The organism is Achromobacter sp. 18P8.1.1 (assembly GCF_057799415.1).
The window spans coordinates 74,858-91,482 of record NZ_JBYOKH010000023.1 but is presented as its reverse complement, the minus strand read 5'-3'; the positions used below and the strand labels follow the sequence as shown (position 1 = coordinate 91,482).

Genomic DNA, 16,625 nt, shown 5'->3' with positions numbered 1-16,625 from the left:
AGACACTAAAACACCCCCCCACGATGGGCGGGGGCGGCCGGCCCCCCCCCCCCCCGCGGCTCATCTACAATCCGGCTCGCCATGAACGACATCATCCAAACCATTGCGGTCTACGCGATCCCGGTCATCTTCGCCATCACCTTGCACGAAGCCGCGCACGGCTACGTGGCACGGATGTTCGGCGACCCCACGGCCTACCAGGCCGGCCGCGTCAGCCTGAATCCGATGCGCCACATCGATCCCGTCGGGACCCTGCTGGTGCCCGTCGTCATCCTGCTGGCATCCAAGCTGCTGGGCAGCCCGGGCATGCTGTTCGGCTGGGCCAAACCCGTGCCGGTGGATTTCGGCCGCTTGCGCCGTCCCAAGCGCGACATGCTGTGGGTCGCGCTTGCCGGCCCCGCGGCCAACCTGCTGATGGCGATTCTCTGGGCGTTTTCGCTGCGCCTGATGCTGGAATCCGGCATGCAGGAGTCCTTCTGGTTCCAGATGGGCGTGGCCGGCGTGAACATCAACCTGGTGCTGATGGCGCTGAACCTGCTGCCGATCCTGCCGCTGGATGGGGGACGCATCCTGTTCAGCCTGCTGCCGAACCGCCTGGCCTGGCAATACTCGAAAATCGAGCCGTACGGCTTGATGATCGTCATCGTCCTTCTGGTCACCGATGTGCTTTGGCTTCTGATGCGTCCGGTGTACGAATTTGGAACGACTATCGTTCAGTGGTTTCTGTAGGATTTCGGCCAATTTCCGTTAAACTCAGCGGTTTCATTGATTCTGGCCCTGAGGCATCCTGCCGTGGGGCGTTGGAGCCCTACATTTATGGCATCCCCTGCAACCGCCGCAGGCGTTAATTTCCAGGGCAGCTTGGTGGCCCTGGTCACTCCCATGCAGCCCGATGGCAGCCTGGATTACGCTGCCTACCGGTCTTTGATCGACTGGCACGTCCAGGAAGGAACCGACGCGCTGGTGGTGGTGGGCACCACCGGGGAGTCACCCACGGTCTCGATGGAAGAGCACGCGGAATTGATCCGCGTCGCGGTTGAACATGCCGCTGGCCGCATCCCGGTCATTGCTGGCGTGGGCGCCAACTCCACCGACGAAGCCATCCACCTGACGCGCCATGCCAAGGCAGTCGGCGCGCAGGCCGGCCTGTCGGTCGTTCCCTATTACAACAAGCCTTCGCAAGAGGGCCTGTATCGCCACTTCCGCACCATCGCGGAAGCCGTCGATCTGCCGACGATCCTGTACAACGTGCCGGGCCGCACCGTTGCCGACATGAGCAACGACACGGTTCTGCGCCTGGCGCAGGTGCCCGGCATCATCGGCATCAAGGACGCCACCGGGGACATCGCCCGCGGCGGCCTCCTGCTGCGCGAAGCGCCGGCAAGCTTCCAGGTGTTCAGCGGGGACGATCCCACGGCTGCCGCCCTGATCCTGCTGGGTGCACGCGGCAACATCTCCGTGACCGCCAACGTGGCCCCCAAGCTCATGCGCGACCTGTGCGCTGCCGCGCTGGCTGGCGACGTACCGAAGGTCCGTGAACTTAACGCGTACCTGGCGCGTCTGAACAAGGCTTTGTTTGTTGAAGCCAATCCCATCCCCGTCAAGTGGGCGTTGGCCGAAATGGGCCGCAGCGCACTGGGCTACCGGCTTCCGCTGGTTGAACTGGGCACGCAGAACCACGAAGTCGTGCGTCGCGCGCTCCAGGAAACGGGCCTGCTCTAAATATCGTGAGGATACGTATGAACAAGCGTCATGCCGGTTTGTCGGCATTGATGTCTGTGGTGTTGTTGGCCGGCTGCAGCGAGGTCAACCAATTCCTGGGCAATGAAGAATCCGTCAACTACAAGAGCGCCGTCACCCAGCGGGGAGAGCCTCTGAGCATCCCGCCGGATCTGACTCAGGCCAACAGCGATCCGCGTTACCGCGCGCCCGCTTCGGGCTCGACGACGTACTCGCAGTTCCAGCAACAGGGCCAGGCGCAAGCCAGCGCCCCGAAGTCCAGCAACGTGCTTCCCGGCCGCCAGGACATGCGTGTCGAGCGCGACGGCGACCTGCGCTGGCTGGTCGTGGACCGTGCTCCCGAAGACGTCTTCCCGCGTCTCGTGGACTTCTGGACCGAGAACGGCTTCACCGTGGCCAGTAACAACCCCAGCGCCGGCCTGATTGAAACCGACTGGGCGGAAAACCGCGCCAAGATCCCGGAAAGCTGGCTGCGCCAGGCCTTGGGCGCGGTGCTGGAATCGGCTTGGGATAGCGGCGAACGCGAGAAATTCCGTACCCGCGTCGAGCGCGTCAATGGCCATACCGAGGTCTATGTGAGCCATCGCCAGATGCTCGAAAAGCGCGTCGGCTCCGACGGCGGCCAAGTGCAGTGGCAGAACGGCAAGGAAGATCCGGGCCTGAACGCCGCCATGCTCGCCCGCATGATGGTCTACCTGGGTTCGGACGTGGACAACGCCCGCAAGCTGGTGCAGCAGGCGGAAGCCGCGCCGCAGAAGCCGGCGGTGCAGGAAGATGTCCGTGCGCAGGGCGCATCGCTGTTGGTGGCCGAATCGTTTGACCGTGCATGGCGCCGCGTCGGCGTGGCGCTGGACGGCGGCGGCTTTGCCGTGGACGACCGCGACCGCTCTGCTGGCGACTACTTCGTGCGCTACGTCGATACCGACACGGGCGAAAAGAACGAGCAACCGGGCTTCTTCAGCCGCATGTTCTCGGGCGACAAGAAGGCCGAGGCGCCGCAATACCGTATCCACCTGGCCGCCACGGGCGACCAGACCACGGTGACGGTGCTCGATTCCTCGGGCGCCCGCGACAACAGCGCGACGGCCCAGCGCCTGCTGAGCGTCTTGAAAGACAAGATGTAAAGCGCGCCGAACCGGTGCCTGGTCGCCGGTTTGATGCAAAGGCCCCCGCAAGGGGGCCTTTTTCATGGGTCCGCCGTGGCTTCACGACGGGCGCTCCGCGGATGGGCTGCTGACGGCCCCATCGCTTGGGAAGCGAGAACGGAATAGGCAGGCGTGAAAAAGCCCCGGCAGTGTCGCTGCCGGGGCTTTTTCACGTCTTCAGAGCGGGGGTTCGTCTCTGTTTTATTAAGACGCCGGAGTGGTCGAGCCGCCCGGGGTATTCGATCCGCCGCCAGGCGTGGTGCTGGGAGCGGGCGCCGGAGCCGGCGACGTGGCCGGGGGCGTGGACGAGGGGGCAGGCGTGCTTGCGCCCGGAGTGGGGTTGGTCGCGGGCGCCGGGGCATCTTCCTTCTTGTTGCAAGCGCTGAGCGACACTGCCAGCACCGAGGCAATAATCAAGGTTTTGCTCATCATTTTTGGACTCCTGTAGATGACGACTCTTGAAACCCCCTTAGGGGAAACCAGAATCCAGGCTACAGGAAGCTGAAGGCCGATCGCGTGTGAAAGTTAAAAAGGTCGCATCCCAACGGCAACAAACCTTTCAGCTAGGTGTTATGTCTTTCCTTATGTGACCGCACGCACAGACCTGATTGCGTTCTGTGCAAGTCAGATACGCGGACGTGTCTGGATACTACGCCGGCACGTAGCGGATCCACCCCGAATCCAACCAGTCCGCCAGGCAAGAACGGGCGTCGTCGGACAGTTTCGCGCAGGCCGGGTCGGCGCAATCCAGGCTGCGGGCATCGGCCAGCGTGCGCAGTGCGGCCTCGACGGGTGTCATCGCGGTTTCGCCGTTGATGAACAGCTGCTTGCCGCGATACAGCATGCGGCTGCGGCGATCCAGCACAAGGCGGCCGGAGGTGGGCCAGTCTTCTTCCAGGTCCACGTCCATGCCTTCGGGGGCGTCGAATACGCTGAGATTGTGCGGTTCGGTCAGCCAGCAGCCCAAAAAGCGCGAGGCCAGCGCATCGTCGAAACGCAGCTTTTCAACGGTCTCGAGCGTGGCGGCCACCAGAGCGTCGGGCAGTGCGGCCGGCGTGTCGACGGCCGGCTGGCCCGGGTCGCGATAGACGGCGGACAGCTTGGGACCGGGCAGGGCCGGTTCACCGTAAGGCCCGCCCAGCAGGCCGACGCGGGCCATCACTTGGTCGGCGGCGGCTTCCAGCAGCCCGCGCGCAAGCGTCGCCTGCGTGGGGGCGCGGAATCCGATCGAGATGGTCATGCAGCCATCGCCCATGGCGATGCCGTCGTGGGCCGCCTGCGGCGGCAGATACAGCATGTCGCCGGGGACCAGCACCGCCTTTTCTTCCGGCTGGAAGTTGCTGAGGATTTTCAGCGGCAGGCCGGGTTCCAGGGACAGGTCTTTTTGGCGGCCGTAGCGCCATTCGCGTTCGCCGGCGGCTTGCAGCAGGAACACGTCGTAGCTATCGAAGTGGGGGCCCACGCCGCCGCCATGGCTGGCGATGCTGATCATCACGTCGTCCAGGCGGGCGTCGGGAATGAAGCGGAACAGCCCCATCAGTTCAGATGCCGCGTCGCTCAGCAGGTCCACGCTTTGAATCAGCAGCGTCCAATCGCCTTCGTTGTCTTTGGGCAAGCGCGCGAACGGGCCGTTTTCCATCTGCCATTCGCCATTTTCGCGCCAGATCAGGCGCGATTCGACGTCGTCGCGGCGGGCGAGCTTTTTGATGGCCGCGATCGTCAGCGGCGGCTTGAAGCCGGGAATGGCTTGGCGGATCAGCAGCGGCTTGCGCTGCCAGTAGCGGCGCATGAAGTCGTTGGGGCTTTGGTTGCCCAGCAGCGGCAGGCGTTGGTCGAGGTTCATTGAAGGTGCTTCTTAAGGCGGTAGAGGGCATCCAGCGCTTCGCGCGGGGTAAGACTGTCGGGGTCGATGGCGGCCAGCGATTCGCGCAAGGCGTCCAGCGCCTCGATCGCGTCCGAGCGCTCGGTCTCGGCGTAGGCTTGCGCGTCGGCATCCGCCGCAGCCGAGAACAGGCCTAACTGCGGGGTGGGCGCACCCTGCGCTTCAAGGCGTTCGAGTTCGCGCGTGGCCTGGCGGATCACTGCTGCCGGCACGCCGGCGCGCTGCGCCACCTGGATCCCGTAGCTGCGGCTGGCGGGGCCTTCGCGCACTTCGTGCAGGAAGACGATGCCGCTGGCCGATTCCGCCGCGGCCAGATGCACGTTGGCGGACGCGGGCTGTTCGGCCGGCAGGCGGGTCAGTTCGAAGTAGTGGGTGGCGAACAGCGTCAGCGCGCGGTTGTGCGCCAACAGACGGCAGGCGATGGCCCACGCCAGCGCCAGGCCGTCGTAGGTGGACGTGCCGCGGCCGATCTCGTCCATCAGCACCAGGCTGTTAGGCGTGCTGGCCGACAGGATGGCGGCCGCCTCGGTCATTTCCATCATGAAGGTCGAGCGTCCACCCGCCAGATCATCGGCGGCGCCAATGCGGGTGAAGATGCGGTCGATCTTGCCGATGCGGGCGCGCGTGGCGGGCACGAAGCTGCCGATGCGCGCCAGCAGCACGATCAGCGCCACCTGCCGCATGTAGGTCGATTTACCGCCCATGTTCGGGCCGGTAATCAACAGCATGCGGCGCGCCGGGTCCAGGCGGCAACCGTTGGGCGTGAAGCGCTCGATGGCATGCTCCACCACCGGGTGGCGGCCGGCTTCGATATCGATATCGGCCTGCTCGGACAAGTCGGGCGCCATCCAGTCGTGGCGGCGCGCGTGGTCAGCCAAGGCAGACAGCGTGTCCAGTTCGGCCAGCGCGGCCGCGCAGTCCGACAACGGCCGCACATGTTCAGCCAGCACGTCCAGCAGTTGCTCGAACAGCCACTTTTCGCGGGCTAGCGAGCGGTCCTGCGCGGACAGCACCTTGTCTTCCCACGTCTTGAGTTCAGGCGTGATGTAGCGCTCGGCATTCTTCAGCGTCTGGCGGCGGCGGTAATCTTCCGGCACCTTGGCCGTCTGGCCCTTGGAGACTTCGATGTAGAAGCCATGCACGCGGTTGAATTCCACGCGCAGGTTGTTGATGCCCGTGCGCTCGCGCTCCCGGGCTTCCAGCTGAATCAGGAAGTCGCCGCCGTCGGCCGCCAAGCCGCGCAGTTCGTCCAGTTCCGCATCGAACCCGGTGGCCAGCACGCCACCGTCGCGGATGGCCACGGCGGGCTCCGGCGCAATGGCGCGCACCAGCAGCGCGGCCAGCGCCGGGTCAACAGACAGGTGCGAAATCAACTCACCCAGGCGCGGGGAGTCGGCCATGGGTTCGACCAGGTCGCGCAAGGCGGGCAGGGATTCCAGCGCATCGCGCAGGCTGGCCAGCTCACGCGGGCGCACCGAGCGCAGCGCCAGGCGTGCGGCGATGCGTTCGATGTCGGGGAAGGCGTTCAGCGCCGCGCGCAGCGCTTCCAGCAGGCCTGCCGAACCGAACGTCTGCTCGACGTCCATGCGGCCTGCCAGCAGCGCGGAGATGGCTTGCTGGCGCGCCAGCGCCTGCTCGTTTTCGCGCAGCGGATGGTGCAGCCACCGGCGCAGCAGCCGGCTGCCCATGGGCGTGCGGCAGCCATCCAGCAGCGAGAACAGCGTAGGCGAATCTTCGCCCGACAGCGTTTGCGTCAGTTCCAGGTTGCGGCGGGTCACCGGGTCCAGCAATACGTACTGGCCCGGGCGCTCGGCCGACAGGCTTTGCACGTGGGCCAGCGCCTGCGACTGGGTGCGCGCCGCATAGCGCAGCAGCGCGCCGGCGGCGCAGACGCCAGCAGGCATGTCTTCGATGTCGAAGCCGGCCAGCGTATCCGTCTTGAAATGCGCCAGCAGGTGTGCGCGCGCACCGTCGCTTTCAAAGTGCCAGTCCGGTACGCGGGCGCGGGCGCCTTCGAACGGGAAATCGAAGTCGGCGCTGTCGGCGCAGATGATTTCCGCGGGGGCGATGCGGTGCAATTCGGATTCCAGCTGCGCCGGCGCGCATTCGGTCACGCGGAATTCGCCGCTGGCCAGGTTCAGCCAGGCCAAGCCGGCGCGCGGGGCGCGGGCATTGCCGGTGACGAATACAGCGGCCAGCGCGCGGTCGGCCTTGGCGGGCAGCAGGGCGTCGTCGGTCAGGGTGCCCGGCGTGACGATGCGCACGATGCGGCGTTCAACCGGCCCCTTGGACGCGGCCGGATCGCCGATCTGTTCGCAGATGGCAATGGATTCGCCCATCGCAACCAGGCGGGCCAGGTACTGCTCCATGGCGTGCACGGGCAGTCCGGCCATCGGGATGGGGATACCGTTGGACGAGCCGCGCTTGGTCAGCGTCAGGTTGAGCAGACGCGCGCCGCGCTCCGCGTCTTCATAGAACATTTCATAGAAGTCGCCCATGCGGTAGAAGAGCAGCAAGGGACCAGCCTCCGCTTTCAGGCGGAGGTATTGCTGCATCATTGGGGTGTGGCCCGCGTGGGCGTCGGCGGCGGTGTTTTGTGTTGCTGAATTCATGCCCGTGATTGTATCGGGCCGGAGCGGGGGGCAGGGAGAAGGGTTGGGACTTGTTTGTCCGGGCGCATCGGACGTTGCGGCGGCGCCGTCCCGCTAGCCCAACTTGCCCTCGCAGGATGCCGGCGTCACAATCTTGCGACGTGGCACTGAGACTGCCGCGGGAGCCGCTGATGCAGGAATACCCTTTTGCCGACCCTTTGGATGCGACCGAGCGCGTCGTCATTTCAGGCGGTGGGCATCAAGCCGAATTCGCGCCCGGTGGCGGTGGACGTCTGACCCGCTTGTCGACTGGCGCATTGGATTGGATCGTACCGCTGACGCCAACCCAATGGCCGGCGGGCAAATGGCCGCGGGCAGGGTCCTACCCGTTGGCGCCGTATTCCAACCGCATCCGCGATGGCGTGTTCACCTTCAATGGCGCGCGGCATGCGCTGCAATCCGTGGCGGGCCGCCCGAATGCGATACATGGCGCTGGCCTGTTCCAGGCGTGGCAGGTACGGAACCTTGCGGCAGACAGCATTGATCTGGTGCTGAGCCAGCCGGCCGGCGTGCTGGGATGGCCCTGGCCGTTCGAATGCGTGCAGCGCTACCGGCTGGACGCGCGCGGGTTGAGCTTGTCTTTGAGCATCACCAACCAGGGCGATACGCCCATGCCTTTCGGTCTGGGCATCCATCCGTACTTCACCGCCGAGCGGGTCACCCTGAATGCGCGGCGGGTGTGGCCGGCCGATGCCGACGGCATACCGACGGGCAGCCGGGTCAAGCATGTGCGCGAGTTGCGCCGGTCGGCCGAAGGGTGCGATACCTATCTGTCGCAATGGGAAGGGCGCGCCACCCTGCACTGGGCGGACGGGCGTGAATTGGCGTTGCACGCGGATCCCGCGTTTGCGCATCTTGTGGTCTATACCGCGCCGGGCTCGGACTTTCTGTGCGTGGAGCCGGTCACCAATGTGGCGGATGCCTTCAACCGGGCTGCCGACGGCGATACGCGCACGGGCATGCGAACGTTGGAGCCGGGAGCCCGGTTCAGCGCCACCTGTTTGCTGGGCCTGACCCTGCCGCGCGGCCAGCGCTGAACCCTGCTGCCTCAGAACGCAGTGCTTGGAAAGCGCCGGTACCTCCGGCGATAATCCGGGCAAATCCAACCCAGGAGTCCCTACGTGAAAAAGCTCAGCACCGAACAATTGCAGGCCGCAGCCGAGACGTTGCGCCGGGTGCAGGAGAAGCTGGCCCGCTCGGGCAGCCTGCCGCTTGAGCCCACCATCTATGCCAGTGCCAAGGGTTTCCGGCGCAATGTGCCCGACTACGTCTGGACCTGGTTGTCGGGCCTGCTGGCGCCGCACAAGAGCCTGGCGTCGTGGATGGACACGCATCAGGCCGGCTGGCGCGACGGCAAGACGCCTGCCGCGGTGGTGTACGCGCGCACGGAAAAGGGCTGGTTCGATTGGCTGATCACGGAACTCGACACCGAGATCAATGACCCGCACGCCCGCGCCAAGCGGGAAGGGCGCGGCTAGCCTAACCTTCAGCCTTGAGCACGCCCGGCGCGTATCCGCGCGAACAAGTGAAAGGCCGTTTCCAAGACCGCTGCGGCCAGCAGGGCCGCCAGAATGGAGCCGAAGACCAGCGAGTCCCACAGGCGGGGCGGGCCGACGCGGAACTGGATCGTGTCGAACACCATGCCGGCAGCGACGCCGGCCACGATGACGGCCTTCCAGCCCTGCAGCGGAGCCAGCCGAAGCATCAACAGGGTAAACGCGACCATTCCCCACAGGAGCGGCTCTAGCGTTTGATCGATTAAATGGGCAAGCAGGGGAAGCTCCCGGTAATTTACGTGCGGAACAGTCCGCCCGCGTTTTTACCGCTTTCCGGCCTGAATGGCGAGGGGCCCCGCCCGGAAACGGGCGAAGCCCCTGGGATGCCCCGGCAAACGCCCGGTTCAGAACCCTTCCAGCACGACCTTGCCCTGTGCCTTGCCGCTTTCGATGAACGCGTGGGCTCGGCGCAGGTTGGCGGCGTTGATCGTGCCGTAGTGCTCGCCCAGTGTCGTGCGCAGGGTGCCGTTGTCGATCAGGCGGGCCGCCTGGTTCAGCAGTTCGTGCTGGGCGATCATGTCGGGCGTGTTGTGCAGGGGGCGCGCGAACATGAATTCCCAATGCAGCGACGCGGATTTGCCTTTCAGCAGGCGGACGTCGATGGCGGCCGGGTCGTCGATCAGCGCGATCTTGCCCTGCGGGGCGATTGCTGCCGCCATCTGCGGAAAGTGCTTGTCGGTCTGGTTCAGGCCGGCGATATAGCTGACCTGATCGAAACCGATGCGCTTGAGCTCTTCGGTCAGGGGCTTGCTGTGGTCGATGACATGGTGAGCGCCCAGCTCGCGCACCCACGCTTGCGTTTCGGGCCGTGAGGCCGTGCCGATCACCGTCAGGCCGGTCAACTGGCGCGCCAACTGCACCAGGATCGACCCCACGCCGCCGGCCGCGCCGATGACAAGCAGGGTGCGCTGGCTGGGCGCAGCGTTGTCCAGCACGCGCAGGCGGTCGAACAGCAGCTCCCAGGCGGTGATCGTCGTCAACGGCAGGGCTGCGGCCTGGGCGAAGTCCAGGGTGTCGGGCATGCGGCCGACGATGCGCTCGTCGACCACATGGCGTTCGCTATTGGCGCCCGGCCGGTTCAGCGCGCCGGCATACCAGACACGGTCGCCGGGCTTGAACAGGCTGGTCTTGGCGCCCACGGCGCGCACGATGCCGGCGGCGTCCCAACCTATGACCTCGGCTTGGCCGTCCTTGGGCGCGCGGTTGGCGCGGATTTTCACGTCTACCGGGTTGACGGAAATGGCGTGCACGTCGACGAGCAGGTCGTGGTCGCCGGGTACGGGTTCGTCAAGCGTGATGTCTTGAAGGGCGTCGGCGTGGTCGGCAGGCAGGTTCTTGAAATAGGCGATAGCTTTCATGGGGCGGCTCGGTGTGGGGTAAGGGCGGAAATCACAGGATGGAGCGGACCACGCCGCCGTCGACGCGCAGCGCGGCGCCGTTGGTGGCCGAGGCTTGCGTAGAGCAGGTGTAGACGACCATGTTCGCTACCTCTTCCACCGTGGCCAGGCGGCGCAGCAGCGACGTCGGGCGGTGCTGGGCGATGAAGTCGCGTTCCATGTCGTCCTGGGACACGCCTTGTTCCTTGGCCATTTCCGCGAAGAAGTCGGCCACCCCTTCCGAGCGCGTCGGGCCGGGCAGCACCGCGTTGACCGTGACGCCGGTGCCGGCGGTCAGTTCGGCCAACCCGCGCGACACGCCCAGAAGGGCTGTCTTGCTGACGCCGTAGTGGATCATTTCAGCGGGGATCTGCACGCCGGATTCGCTCGAGATGAAGATGATTCGGCCCCAGTTCGCGGCCATCATGCGCGGCAGGTAGTAGCGCGACAGGCGGATGCCGCTCATGACGTTGGTATCCATCATGGTCTGCCAGTCGTCGTCGGTGATTTCGGTGAAGGACTTGGGCGCGAAGAAGCCGGCGTTGTTGACCAGGATGTCCACATCGGGATGGGCGGCGCAAACCGAGGCCGCGCCATCGGCCGTGGCCAGGTCTGCCTGCACGGTGCTCACGTGGGCAGTGGGGAATTTCCGGGTGATGGCTTGGGCAGCGAGGGCCAGCTTGTCGGCGTTGCGGCCGTGCAGGACGACTTCGGCGCCAGCTTCGGCCAATCCAAGGGCGATGGCCAGCCCGATGCCGCCAGAAGATCCGGTGACCAGGGCTTTCTTGCCGTTCAGTTCGATTTTCATACGGTGACTCCAAAGATGTCGGGGAACAGGGCCATGATTACCCAGTCCGCAGCGATGAAAAACCGGCTAGCATCCGACTCAGTTTCAATATTTTTTTGAAAATGAGGCGATCATGGTCCGGTTCGAGGACTTGAGGATCTTTGTGGCGGCGGCTGACCACGGCAGCTTTTCCGCCGCTGCGCGCGAACTGGACTTGACGCCGGCCGTAGCCAGCGCCGCGCTCAAACGGCTGGAGTTGACGCTTGAGACGCGCCTGTTCGTGCGCTCTACGCGCAGCCTGCGGCTGACGAGCGATGGGGAGCGCTACCTGGAGTACGCCCGGTCGGCGATCTCCACGCTGGAAGCCGGCAAGAACGCGATGGCTCGCGACAAGACCGCGATTTCGGGAACCTTGTCGGTTTCCATCCCCTCGGACCTGGGGCGCAATGTGCTGTTGCCCTGGCTGGACGATTTTCAGCACCAGCATCCGCGCGTCAGCTTCCAGGTGCGCATCAGCGACCGGCTGGCGGATCTGTACCGCCAGCCGGTCGACATCGCCATCCGCTACGGCACGCCGAATGATTCGGCGCTGGTGGCCCTGCCGCTGGCCGAGCACAACCGTCGCGTCGTGTGCGCATCGCCCGCTTATCTGGCGCGCCATGGCGTGCCGCAGGCGCCCGCCGATTTGCGCCGCCACAATTGCCTGTCGTTCGTGCTGGGCGAAACCTTGCATGACCGTTGGACCTTTGAACGCGAGGGCACCAGCACGACGGTGCCGGTCAAGGGCGACCGCGTAGGCGACGACGGCGACCTGGTCCGGCGTTGGGCGTTGGCCGGGCACGGCGTGGCCTATAAGTCACGCTACGACGTGCTGTCCGATCTGCGCGCGGGCAGGCTGGTTGAACTGTTGCCAGACTACGTCACCGAGCCATCACCCTTGTATCTGCTTTGCGTGCATCGCATGTTGCTGTCGCCCGCCGTCAAACGCATGCGCGAATTCCTGCAGGAACGATTCAGGCTCTTCGACGCGGGCTAGGCGCAGCTTTGTTCAATGCGCGGCGCGATGGTGCGCGCCGCCCGCCTGCTTGTTCGCTGCGCGCGTGCGGGCCGCTTTCTTCGCGGCGGCTGACCGTCCCGCCGCACCCTTGGTGGCGGCCGCTTTCTTGGCGGCTGCCGAGCGGTCCGCTGCCGTGCGCCGGCTGGCCGTCTGGGTAGCTTGGCGGGACAGCGCGGCGCGCGACGCGGGCTTGGTGCTTTCCTTTTTCAATGCGGTGGTGGTGGCGCGGGCGCGCGTGGCGGACTTGGCGTGCGCATCTTTGGCCGCGCGGGTGTCCTGTTCAGCCTTGCGCTTGGTCGCCGCGCTGGCGCCCTTTGAAGCCGGCAACTTCACGCCGGCGCGGCGCGCCTCGGACAGTCCGATCGCGATGGCCTGCTTGGTGGACCGCACGCCGTGCTTGCCCTCACGGACGTGGTCGATTTCTTCGCGCACGAATTCTCCGGCCTGCGTCGATGCCGACTTGCCTTGGCGTTTGTCGCGCTTGGCGCGTTCCAGGGTTTTTCGTTCAGGCATGGTGGTCTCCTTGCTGGGTTGCGGGAGCGGATTCCGTCGCCTGTCGAGACCGGGCGACGGAACTCGTAACACCACTCTATCGCTGCGGAGGTATCCTGTGTGTTCGAATGGATTGCCGGTCGTAAGCGCCGGAAAGGCGCTCGGGCCGACGATTGAAACTCACATCGTTAGCGGAGACGAGCTATGTCGAACCATGTCTACAAGCAAATCGAACTGGTGGGCTCTTCCACCAAGTCCACCGATGACGCAATCGCCAAAGCCATCGAGCGCGCCTCAGAGACGCTGCGCAACCTGGATTGGTTCGAAGTGACCGAAGTGCGAGGCCACATCAAGGACGGCAAGGTGGCGCATTGGCAGGTCGGGTTGAAGATCGGCATGCGGCTGGAAGGCAATGAGTGATGCACGTGCTGCGTCTTTTTTGAGCAGCCCTTCCAAGTGATTGTCGGATAAGGACTTTTCAGGCTTGTTATCCGACTGTTCATAGGCTTGTCCACATTCGATGGGGACAAGCCTGTCTGCTTATCCCCATCGCTTGGCAAGGGTTGAGGTCGCGCCGCCTTACGCGCCTGGCTGAGCGTTTCTTGCCCGCTCGCTCCAAGTCCTTGCTGCATAAGGGGATTTGGCGAGTACCCGCACACTGTCCTCAGGCTTATCCACATTTGGCGGGGACAACCCGGGCTGCAAATCCCGCATCTGGGCCTTTCTTGACCACCTCTTGCAGGGCATTGATATCGCAAGGGATTTCGGACCTGCCCTCAAGCTGTCCTCATGCTTTTCCACAGAATGCTGGGACAAATCCACATGCGGTCTTCATGCCAGTAAAGGCCTGGACAGGCATCCAGCCTTTTCGTGGATAAATTCGCGAAAACTCATCCAAAAGTATGATTGGGCATTGTTTGACCACCCCCTGCAAGTGCTTGGCAGGACAGGGGATTTCCGGTCTACCCCAAAGCTGTCCTCAACGTTCTCCACAGTTGGCGGGGATAAGTATGCCCCCACGCCGCGCGCGCGTTGCGCGCTTGCTGCCCCCGAGGGGGCTGCGCCGCCTTGGGGCGGCCCGGCGGCGGCGCGGCAATACTTCTGTACGCCGTGGCTTTCTGCTGGGCAAGCCGTGAAATCGTCCGCGTATGTATGCGGGGTCGAGCTTTCTGGATTGATGCGCCAGTCAAAAAAGAGCCCCCACGCCGCGCACGCTTCGCGTGCTTGCTACCCCCCCGGGGGGGCATTTTTGTCTTGGGGCGGGCCGGCGAAAAAAAAGCCCCCCGACGCATCGGGGGGCTTGATCGCCCGGAGGTAGATCGGGCGATCGGCGCCGGCCGGGCCGTGGCCCTGGCCGGCAGCGGCGGCGATCAGCTGTTCAGCTTCTTGACCCAATCCACATAGCGGTCAATCCAGCCTTGCAGGAATTTGCGCGTGCCTTCGTTGGTGATGGTGAACTGGTCGTCGACCAAGCCTTCCGAATATTGCAGGAAGACTTCGGGCGTGGTCAGCGCATTGGCGCCTTCGGCGGCCAGGATGTTGCGCAGGTGCTGCTGCATCATCGCGGTGCCCGCGGCGCTGGGCGATGCGCCCACGATGCCGACGGCCTTGCCGGGCCACGAATTCTGGCCCCACGGGCGCGAGCCCCAGTCAATCGCGTTCTTGATGGCGGCGGGCAACGAACGGTTGTGTTCGGGCGAGACGAACAAGATGCCTTGCGCGTCGGCGATCTGCTGCTTGAGCTTGGCGGCCGGCGCGGGCAGATTGTTCTCGTTGTCCTGGTTGTAGAGCGGGATGTCGCCCAGGCTCACGTACTCGAACTTGAAATCGGCAGGAACCAGCTTTTCAAGCGCACGGGCCAGCCGCAGATTGATGGAGGCGGCGCGCAGGCTTCCGACGAAAACAGCAATCTTGTAGGTGCTCATGAGGCGTGTGCTCCAACGGGAAATGGAATTCCCAGTGTAGACCTGGACAGCAGCCTGCTCAATGCCGATTCCGAATATCGTTATCGCACGCAGGCCCGTCGAGTGTGGCGGCGCGCCGTGGCAACTTTATGTCATCAGGCTGACGTGCGCGGACACCACGCGCCAGCCTGCGGGCGTGCGCATCCAGGTCTGGCTTTGGCGACCGATGCGCTCGCTGCCGTCGCGCTGGAATTCCAGGTTGGCGGTGGCGAAGTCGGTGCCGTAGGTGGTGATGGCCGTGCGCAGCACGCGGCGGGCAAGGCCCTGCGGCGAGCGCCCGGCGCGGAATGCGCGGATCGCGTCGTAGCCGTACAGGTTTTCGCCTGCGCCGTAGCGCAAGGTGTGCGGGCTATCCCAGAACAGGGTGTCCAGCACGTCCACCTGGTTGTTGACCAGGGCGGTCTCATAGCGCTCGAACGCCGCTGTCACTTCCGCCACGACGTCGGGCAGGTTGATTTCCATGCGTCTTCTCCATATGCACCGTTCTGGTGCGAGTTCTAGGGTAATCACCAATATGGTGTCTGGTGCGGTGCGTCAATTGTCCGTGCTGACGTCTGCAACGCCATTCGCCCAGGGGGATTGTTGCGCTGCAAGGCTGGCATGCCGCTTGCTAGGGTTAACACTGCATTCGCATGACATAACACGCTGCACCGCTGCCCAGGAGTTCCGCCATGTCCAGTTCCGCCCTTTCCGCCCCGGTGACCATGCTGGTTACCCGGCACATCGCGCCCGAGCGCTATAGCGATTTCCTGTCCTGGATGCGCCAGGGCGAAATCCTCGCGGCGGGGTTTCCGGGCTTTCTCGGGTCGGGCGTGCTGCAACCGCCCGAAGGCGGCGACCAGTATCAGATCGTGCTGCGCTTCACCGATGCGGCCAGCCTGAACCGCTGGGAAAAATCCTTGCCGCGCCGGATGTGGCTGGAACGCGGGGCAACGCTGGTGCGGGCCAGCCACGAACACCGGGTCAGCGGCACCGAGGGCTGGTTTGCGCCCAAGGCCGCCAGCGCGCCGCCGCGCTGGAAGCAGGCCGTCAGCATCTGGCTGGCCTACTTTCCGGTCCTGCTGGTGTTCTCGATACTGGTCAGCGAGCACTTGAGCATCCTGCCGATATTCTGGCGCGTGTTGATCACCAGCGTGATCCTGACGCCCATCATGGTGTTTGTCTGCATCCCCGTCATCACGCGCGTGCTGCAGCGCTGGCTGCGGGCGGGTTGAAGACCGTCCTGGACCGCGCCTAGGCCGCCTTGGCGCGGCGCGTGGAATACAGACGGTGCAGCGTGATCTTGCGCACGGCCGTCTGGCTATCCTGGATATGGGATTGCAGCAGCCGGGCGGCGTCGGGCGCATCGCGCGCCAGCAGCGCGCGAAGGATTGCGCCATGTTCCTCGTAGGTCTTGCCGACGCGGTCGGGCAAGGTGAAATCCAGCCGCCGCACGATGCGGATGCGTTCGGTGGCGGCGCGGTGCACGCGCGATATCTCGGGATTGCCGGCCGCGGCCACCAGGTCGATGTGAAAGCGTTCATCCAGGTCGGCCAGCCATTCGCCGTCGCTGGAACGTTCGCTGTCGTCCACCAGCCAGATGTCCGCCAGCGCATGCAACGCACGCAGTGGGTCCGGCACCTGGCCTGGGGTGCACAGCGCGTGCACGGCCGCGATTTCCAGCACGCTGCGCAACTCATAGAAGTGGTCCAGCGTATTGAAGTCCAGCGGCTTGACCAGCCAGCCATTGCGCTGCCGCACCTCAAGATAGCCTTCGCGTTCCAGCCGGAACAGCGCTTCACGCACGGGCGTGCGGCTGACTTGCAAGCGGTCCGCGATCTCGGTTTCCGTGAAGCGGTCGCCCGGGGCAAGCCGGAAATCCAGGATGTCCCGTTTCAGCGACCCGTAGGCCGTGTCGGCCAGCGTGCGCGGCATGTCGATGGCGGTGAAAGCGGTTTCCATAGCGTTGCCTTGAAAGGGAATCGGGAAAGGGGCG

Annotated in this window: 18 protein-coding genes; 8 read left to right on the top strand and 10 right to left on the bottom strand. The window is 65.1% G+C overall.

Features of this window, described 5'->3' with window-relative positions; genetic code table 11:
• The first annotated feature begins 81 nt into the window (after positions 1-81).
• From AC27VE_RS16360 to bamC, 3 genes are all read left to right on the top strand, one after another.
• Complete coding sequence (locus AC27VE_RS16360) at positions 82-729, top strand: site-2 protease family protein (RefSeq protein ID WP_315136240.1); 648 nt, start codon at positions 82-84, stop codon at positions 727-729.
• 87 nt (positions 730-816) lie between these two features.
• Positions 817-1,722 (top strand): 4-hydroxy-tetrahydrodipicolinate synthase, encoded by a 906-nt coding sequence (gene dapA, locus AC27VE_RS16355; RefSeq protein WP_006224028.1) that lies wholly within the window; start codon positions 817-819, stop codon positions 1,720-1,722.
• Between the two features lie 17 nt (positions 1,723-1,739).
• Positions 1,740-2,864 carry an NlpB/DapX family lipoprotein gene (bamC, locus tag AC27VE_RS16350; RefSeq protein WP_088589179.1) on the top strand — a complete coding sequence of 375 codons (1,125 nt, stop codon included), beginning with the start codon at positions 1,740-1,742 and terminating at the stop codon, positions 2,862-2,864.
• A 225-nt stretch (positions 2,865-3,089) separates the two neighbouring features.
• Here bamC and AC27VE_RS16345 read toward each other — a convergent pair whose 3' ends face one another.
• The 3 genes from AC27VE_RS16345 to mutS all read right to left on the bottom strand — a co-directional run bounded on the left by AC27VE_RS16345 (position 3,090) and on the right by mutS (position 7,379).
• Positions 3,090-3,317: an endopeptidase gene (locus AC27VE_RS16345; protein WP_081534137.1), complete on the bottom strand. Its 228-nt coding sequence runs from the start codon at positions 3,315-3,317 to the stop codon at positions 3,090-3,092.
• Between the two features lie 217 nt (positions 3,318-3,534).
• Positions 3,535-4,728, bottom strand: a complete 1,194-nt coding sequence (locus AC27VE_RS16340) for a ribosomal protein uL16 3-hydroxylase (protein ID WP_454677501.1) — start codon at positions 4,726-4,728, stop codon at positions 3,535-3,537.
• On the bottom strand, positions 4,725-7,379 hold the full coding sequence (mutS, locus tag AC27VE_RS16335; protein ID WP_488704436.1) for a DNA mismatch repair protein MutS: 2,655 nt from the start codon (positions 7,377-7,379) through the stop codon (positions 4,725-4,727). Before mutS ends, AC27VE_RS16340 begins: the two co-directional genes overlap by 4 nt.
• A gap of 170 nt (positions 7,380-7,549) precedes the next feature.
• Between mutS and AC27VE_RS16330 the strand changes: the two genes are divergently transcribed.
• Positions 7,550-8,455 (top strand): aldose 1-epimerase, encoded by a 906-nt coding sequence (locus tag AC27VE_RS16330; protein ID WP_488704435.1) that lies wholly within the window; start codon positions 7,550-7,552, stop codon positions 8,453-8,455.
• An 84-nt stretch (positions 8,456-8,539) separates the two neighbouring features.
• Positions 8,540-8,896 (top strand): hypothetical protein, encoded by a 357-nt coding sequence (locus AC27VE_RS16325; protein ID WP_488704434.1) that lies wholly within the window; start codon positions 8,540-8,542, stop codon positions 8,894-8,896.
• A gap of 8 nt (positions 8,897-8,904) precedes the next feature.
• On the opposite strand, the gene AC27VE_RS16320 is transcribed toward AC27VE_RS16325, so the two are convergent.
• From AC27VE_RS16320 to AC27VE_RS16310, 3 genes are all read right to left on the bottom strand, one after another.
• A complete protein-coding gene (locus AC27VE_RS16320) occupies positions 8,905-9,144 on the bottom strand; it encodes a hypothetical protein (RefSeq protein ID WP_006225472.1) in 240 nt (79 codons plus the stop codon).
• A 174-nt stretch (positions 9,145-9,318) separates the two neighbouring features.
• Positions 9,319-10,332 carry a zinc-binding alcohol dehydrogenase family protein gene (locus AC27VE_RS16315; RefSeq protein WP_088589118.1) on the bottom strand — a complete coding sequence of 338 codons (1,014 nt, stop codon included), beginning with the start codon at positions 10,330-10,332 and terminating at the stop codon, positions 9,319-9,321.
• Positions 10,333-10,363: 31 nt separating this feature from the next.
• Entirely contained in the window at positions 10,364-11,158 is a 795-nt protein-coding gene (locus AC27VE_RS16310; RefSeq protein WP_088589117.1) for an SDR family NAD(P)-dependent oxidoreductase, read from the bottom strand.
• A gap of 112 nt (positions 11,159-11,270) precedes the next feature.
• Here AC27VE_RS16310 and AC27VE_RS16305 point away from each other — a divergent pair, with 112 nt between their 5' ends.
• Entirely contained in the window at positions 11,271-12,173 is a 903-nt protein-coding gene (locus AC27VE_RS16305; protein ID WP_424624399.1) for a LysR family transcriptional regulator, read from the top strand.
• 12 nt (positions 12,174-12,185) lie between these two features.
• Here AC27VE_RS16305 and AC27VE_RS16300 read toward each other — a convergent pair whose 3' ends face one another.
• Entirely contained in the window at positions 12,186-12,707 is a 522-nt protein-coding gene (locus AC27VE_RS16300; protein WP_488704433.1) for a DUF6496 domain-containing protein, read from the bottom strand.
• 183 nt (positions 12,708-12,890) lie between these two features.
• On the opposite strand from AC27VE_RS16300, the gene AC27VE_RS16295 reads away from it, so the two are divergent.
• Entirely contained in the window at positions 12,891-13,106 is a 216-nt protein-coding gene (locus AC27VE_RS16295) for a dodecin (protein ID WP_006225477.1), read from the top strand.
• Positions 13,107-14,056: 950 nt separating this feature from the next.
• Here AC27VE_RS16295 and AC27VE_RS16290 read toward each other — a convergent pair.
• The gene (locus tag AC27VE_RS16290; RefSeq protein ID WP_088589114.1) at positions 14,057-14,611 is read right to left on the bottom strand and encodes an NADPH-dependent FMN reductase; all 555 of its coding nucleotides are present in this window, start codon (positions 14,609-14,611) and stop codon (positions 14,057-14,059) included.
• Positions 14,612-14,737: 126 nt separating this feature from the next.
• Positions 14,738-15,112, bottom strand: a complete 375-nt coding sequence (hpxZ, locus tag AC27VE_RS16285; protein ID WP_006225480.1) for an oxalurate catabolism protein HpxZ — start codon at positions 15,110-15,112, stop codon at positions 14,738-14,740.
• A gap of 209 nt (positions 15,113-15,321) precedes the next feature.
• On the opposite strand from hpxZ, the gene AC27VE_RS16280 reads away from it, so the two are divergent.
• Positions 15,322-15,864, top strand: a complete 543-nt coding sequence (locus AC27VE_RS16280; protein WP_006225481.1) for an antibiotic biosynthesis monooxygenase — start codon at positions 15,322-15,324, stop codon at positions 15,862-15,864.
• Positions 15,865-15,883: 19 nt separating this feature from the next.
• Here the strand turns inward: AC27VE_RS16280 and AC27VE_RS16275 are convergent, their stop codons facing one another.
• Positions 15,884-16,591 (bottom strand): GntR family transcriptional regulator, encoded by a 708-nt coding sequence (locus AC27VE_RS16275; RefSeq protein WP_088589112.1) that lies wholly within the window; start codon positions 16,589-16,591, stop codon positions 15,884-15,886.
• Between the last annotated feature and the right edge of the window lie 34 nt (positions 16,592-16,625).